Source organism: Streptomyces sp. NPDC051909, from assembly GCF_040681095.1.
Classification (GTDB): domain Bacteria; phylum Actinomycetota; class Actinomycetes; order Streptomycetales; family Streptomycetaceae; genus Streptomyces.
The window spans coordinates 1-5,069 of the sequence record NZ_JBFAYA010000065.1; the positions used below are offsets into that span (position 1 = coordinate 1).

Sequence of the window (5,069 nt, forward strand, 5' to 3'; positions counted from 1 at the left end):
CAGCAGCCTCGGCTACCGCAGCCCAGCCGAATACGAGACCGCCCTCGCAGCCTGACCACCACACCAAACGTGTCCGTCAAAGCGGAACAAGCTCAAGATGTCGTCATCGCTCGATGTCGCGGCGCATGGCGGCGAACGTTCTCGACGCGGCCTCAACCGTCATGTTCTCGAAGAGGGCTACACCTGCGGTCTTTTCGTCCGCCCAGCCGCAGAGCACGTTCCCCTCCTCTGCGAGCGATGCCAGCAGGCACTCCACCGACCCCCCAAGTGGTCCCGGGTCAACGGGCTGCGACTCTGGCTGGCCCAGCTCCGGATCCCATTGGACGTGCTCCAGCATGCCCCGGAACAGGTGCTCTCGCCTCTTGCTCGTGTCTTCGGGCACGTGGTCAACACCAATGAACAGCACGGGAGTGCCTCCTGCGGGATCTCGGTAGTTGCCTGCCACAAGTGCCATCCCGCTGAGCAGTTCGCCTGGGTCCACCGGAGCATTCGTGCCGAAGGAGGTCACCTTTTCCAGGCCTCCTGCCTTGGAGACATCCACGATGTGGTGTCCGGCGCTCGTGTGGGAGGGGTTAGTTGTGGCGGGGTTCGCGGTCACAGAGGATGGTGCGCTGTCCGGCATGTCTCCGTAGTCATCTGCTCGGCAAGCGCTGATGCTCACCAGCGCGAGGAGCACTGCCGCGGCGGGGCCGATACGTGTGACACGTGAGTGATTCACTAAAGTCCCTGTGTTGTTGTTCTGGGTGATCGTTGCGTGATTAATGGGGCTTATCCACGACGGTTTCAGCCGCATGCGCTGGCGAGCGGGTTTCACTCGCCAGCGCATCCAACTGCTGCCTTGCCCTGCTCCGTATGGTGTTTCCGGGCCGGACCGATCGCTTCGGCAGATACCTCGGTGCGGCCTTCTGGTTCCCTGGGGCGGCTCAGAGTGCAGTTCGCCTCCGCCGTGGCCACCCTTGTCGCGGCTACCACGGCATCGGCCGCATCCTCAACGCGCATGCTCCACGTACTCGCCTTTGCCTGTGTGAAACGCCCCATGAGATGGCCGTCTGGTGCAGCGCGCGGCCGGTCTAGGCGGACCCTGGTGGCGAGCACTCGTGCGAGCCCGCCCCTGTCTCTTTCCCGTCGGATGTCGCGGCCGGGAGTCGCGTAGTGTCCGCTGGTGATCCGCTGCCGGCGTCAAAGTCATCGCCGATCTTTAACAGGAGCATGGTGCCGGTCTCGGTGGGGCCCGTGGTGTAGTAAACGCGGGTGATGCCCGCTGCCGCGAGTGCTAGCTGGCAGCGCGGACAGGGGCGGGCGAGCATGGGGACGCCGGCACGGTTGACGCGCGCAACGTACACCACGGCTCCCTCAGTGCGACCGGCACGGCGCAGGGCTGCCTCTTCAGCGTGGAACGTCGCATGCCTGAAGTCGATCGTTGGGTCATTCCGACGCCGGTTGGGAGAGCCTGCCAGGACCCTGGCTCCGGCAGCCACAACCGCTCCGACGCGGTGTCTGCACTGGGAGCGCGTGGCCTGCCGGATGGCCATATCGATCAGAGCCACTGAGTGCTTCCTTTCCACAGACAGCAGGCGCTGCGATCGGTCGTCGGGCAGGTAGTGATTAGACTCGCCCGGCCCGTCCGATCCCGCCGTCGTCTAAGACAAGATCAGCCAGGCGTGGTGTTCTCGCTGCGCGAGGAGCACATGCGTTGACGTGTTGTCTGTATGGTCGGCTGCACGGCGCTGACGCTGCATGAGTAGCCGATGCTCACTAAGCTGGTTTGCCGGAGCCAATTGAGATACGGCGTCCTACGTGGTGAGGCAGTGCTGGTGGGGCACGTGGGGCTGAATTGCGGGGAGGCCCCGTCTCCGCCCGGGACCCACAGCAAACTGAAACCGCCGCATGAAACCGTCCGGTTCAGGAAGGAACGCTCCCCTGGGCCGTCGACTGGGCCAGCGACCCAGCGATTACCTCGGACGAGCCCGGCACTGGCGTGCTGCCGATCCAGCGGCGCAGGTCACCTGCGGTAGCAGGAGCGCCTTAGCCGTGAGATGCCGCTGTTCCGAACCATGGTTTGCCACCGGTCGGACGTTCTGAGACCCCCAGGCCCAGCCACCCTAGATCTCGGGGCCTGTGCCGCGGTTCTGACAAGGCACACGCGTCGCTTGCTTCCGGCGCCCAGGCAGGCAAGTTGCTCCGCAGAGCTTGGGGCGTCCAGCGCGAGTACCGGTTACTCAGGCACATTACGCGATTTCATTCTTTAGTGGGACTGCACGAGCAGTATCTCTTGTGCATTAATTCGACTCGTTCTCGACGCCTCATGAGTGCGCCGGGAGCGATTCCATCCATAGTGAACGCGGAGAGCGAGCCATGGCCCGATACACCGAAACACACCATGCGTCCGAGCAGCAAAAGGGCGGCATGGCCCTTTTCCTAACATTCCTTGCCGCTATCGGGACCGTGATCACTATCTCGTTCCGTGATCCCTCCTAAGGATCCCCTCACCTTGGCGCCCCCTTATCGGCAGTGTCCCCCTCAAGAAAAATAGACTGCCCGCCCGACGCGTCCGATGAGCCGGCGCACTCGCCCTGCTGACACAAGAGTCCGACGGCACACAGGCGGTGGACTCCCCCATCCTCATCCTCAGGCTGATCGTCATCGCGCACGCCGCACACCGGGCAGTCCCATTCGTCGAGACAGTCGATCACAACAGGGTGATTGCAGAAGACGCACGGACGCATGCCCTCATCGACTGATTCCTGCCCACGCGCTTCATCGCTCATGGCAGGCAGAGTGCCAGACGGCCGCCCGCCCGGCACCCACCACCTTGACCAAACACATAGGGGCACCCCCCAGGGACATGACCCATCATGATTCCTGCGGCATGCCGGTGGGGTGAGGTATCCGGAGTGTGGGGCCTGACCGCTGGGCACCGGACGTCTCGTGCAGGGGGCCGGTGTCCGGTTCGAGGCAGACGGGGAGACCGCGATGGCCTCAAGGGTGCCTGCGGGGATCATCGCTACCCGCGTCCGTCTCGGCGTCCCCGTGATACACCAGTGCGACCAGGGCGTGCGGGACATCGAGTCCGGCACGATAAGGAACCACGAGGCCCCGAGTCGAAGAGCCGCGGACGTCAGACATCCCGCTCAACCACTTGAGGGCCTCACTCGTCACATCACCCGATTAGTGGCCACACTGAACAAGGTCACTGTGCCAGGCCTGCCCACTGCGCCCGTTCCCCCTCGGCCGGCACACTGCACCGCCTTGAACCAGTACCGGCTCCGAGGGGCCTGAGTCCCCGCTGAACATGTAGCCCCTGGCCCAGTCGGTGGAGGTGCAGAACACTGGGGCATCTCCCGAACCGGAGGAGCTGTTTGAGTATCCACTGCTCACGGGTGCTGGGGCCAGGTCAGGAACTGTGGAGGGCACTCCTGCAGGAACGCTTGCTCGGCCGCGCTGCGGCTCACCAGCGCCGGGCCTCACTAATGTGACCGGCACCGGAGGAAAGGACGGGCCATGGGATTCGAGACTGGATGGCACGCACGGCGCAAGCCAGGGCGACGCGCTTACGTTCTCGACACGAGCGTGCTGCTAGCAGATCCCCTTGCCATGACGCGGTTTGCGGAGCATGAGGTCATCCTTCCCGCAGCCGTGGTAAGCGAGCTGGAAGCCAAACGCCACCACCCGGAGCTGGGCTACTTCGCACGGCAGGCACTGCGCCTACTAGACGATTTCCGCGTCCGCCACGGGCGGCTCGACCAGCCAGTCCCCGTAGGTGAATGGGGCGGTACGGTCCGTGTCGAACTGAACCACTGTGACGTGTCGGTTCTGCCAGTCGGCTACCGAGCCGGCGGCAGTGAGGCCGACACCCGTATCCTGGCAGTAGCTCGCAGCCTGCAGGCGGAAGGCGTCGACGTCACTGTTGTCTCCAAAGACCTTCCCTTGCGCATCAAGGCGAGCTCAGTCGGCTTGCAGGCCGAGGAGTACCGGGCAGAACTGCCGAGTACCTCCGGCTGGACGGGTATGTGCGAACTCCGGACCTCCAGCGACCAGGTGGATGCACTCTTCGAAGCCGGCACCAACAGCACGGTGGCAGTCGACGGTCTCCAAGGCCTCCCCTGCCACACTGGACTGGTGATCACTTCGGAGCGTGGCCGGGCACTGGGCCGGGTAGCCCCGGACGGCCGGGTACGGGTGGTACGCGCAGACCGCGACGCCTTCGGCATTAGGGGCCGCAGCGCCGAGCAACGGATTGCTCTGGACCTCCTTCTCGACAGCGAGATCGGGATTGTTTCCCTAGGCGGCCGGGCTGGCACCGGAAAATCAGCGCTGGCTCTGTGCGCAGGCCTGGAATCGGTTCTAGAGCGGGGCCAGCACCGCAAGGTGATGGTCTTCCGTCCGCTGTATGCGGTCGGAGGCCAGGAACTGGGTTACCTGCCCGGCACCGAGGCCGACAAGATGGGCCCCTGGGCGCAAGCAGTCTTCGACACTCTCTCCGCCGTCACCACGCGCGAGGTGATCGAGGAGTTGCTTACTCGGGACCTGTTGGAGGTTCTCCCGCTCACTCACATCCGCGGCCGTTCCCTGCACGACGCCTTCGTGATCGTGGACGAGGCTCAGTCGCTGGAACGCAACGTCCTACTCACGGTGCTCTCCCGAATCGGCCAGGGCTCGCGCGTGGTACTCACGCACGACGTGGCCCAGCGGGACAATCTCAGAGTGGGCAGGTACGACGGTGTCGTGGCCGTCGTGGAGAAGCTCAAGGGACATCCGCTGTTCGCTCACATCACCTTGACCCGCTCCGAACGCTCACCAATCGCTGCACTAGTCACCGAAATGCTGGAGGAGACACAGCAATGAGACCTTCAACGCGCGTCCCACCGTCAACTTGACCCGGCCTAAGGACCGGGCTTGGAGGTAGTGCCCAACTGGCTGCTGGGTTGGCTCCTCCGTCCAGCCATGGGGTGGCAGGGACGCGTGACTCACGCCTGAGCTTGTTCCGCTTTGACGGACACGTTTGGTGTGGTGGTCAGGCTGCGAGGGCGGTCTCGTATTCGGCTGGGCTGCGGTAGCCGAGGCTGCTG

3 protein-coding genes are annotated in these 5,069 nt (G+C 64.5%); 1 reads left to right on the forward strand and 2 read right to left on the reverse strand.

What is annotated here, in order from left to right; genetic code table 11:
- Positions 1-103 precede the first annotated feature (103 nt).
- Entirely contained in the window at positions 104-622 is a 519-nt protein-coding gene (locus AB0M18_RS36285; RefSeq protein ID WP_365765641.1) for a hypothetical protein, read from the reverse strand.
- A 448-nt stretch (positions 623-1,070) separates the two neighbouring features.
- On the reverse strand, positions 1,071-1,532 hold the full coding sequence (locus tag AB0M18_RS36290; protein ID WP_365765645.1) for a deaminase: 462 nt from the start codon (positions 1,530-1,532) through the stop codon (positions 1,071-1,073).
- 1,969 nt (positions 1,533-3,501) lie between these two features.
- Here AB0M18_RS36290 and AB0M18_RS36295 point away from each other — a divergent pair.
- Complete coding sequence (locus AB0M18_RS36295) at positions 3,502-4,845, forward strand: PhoH family protein (RefSeq protein WP_365765643.1); 1,344 nt, start codon at positions 3,502-3,504, stop codon at positions 4,843-4,845.
- The last annotated feature ends 224 nt before the right edge of the window (positions 4,846-5,069 follow it).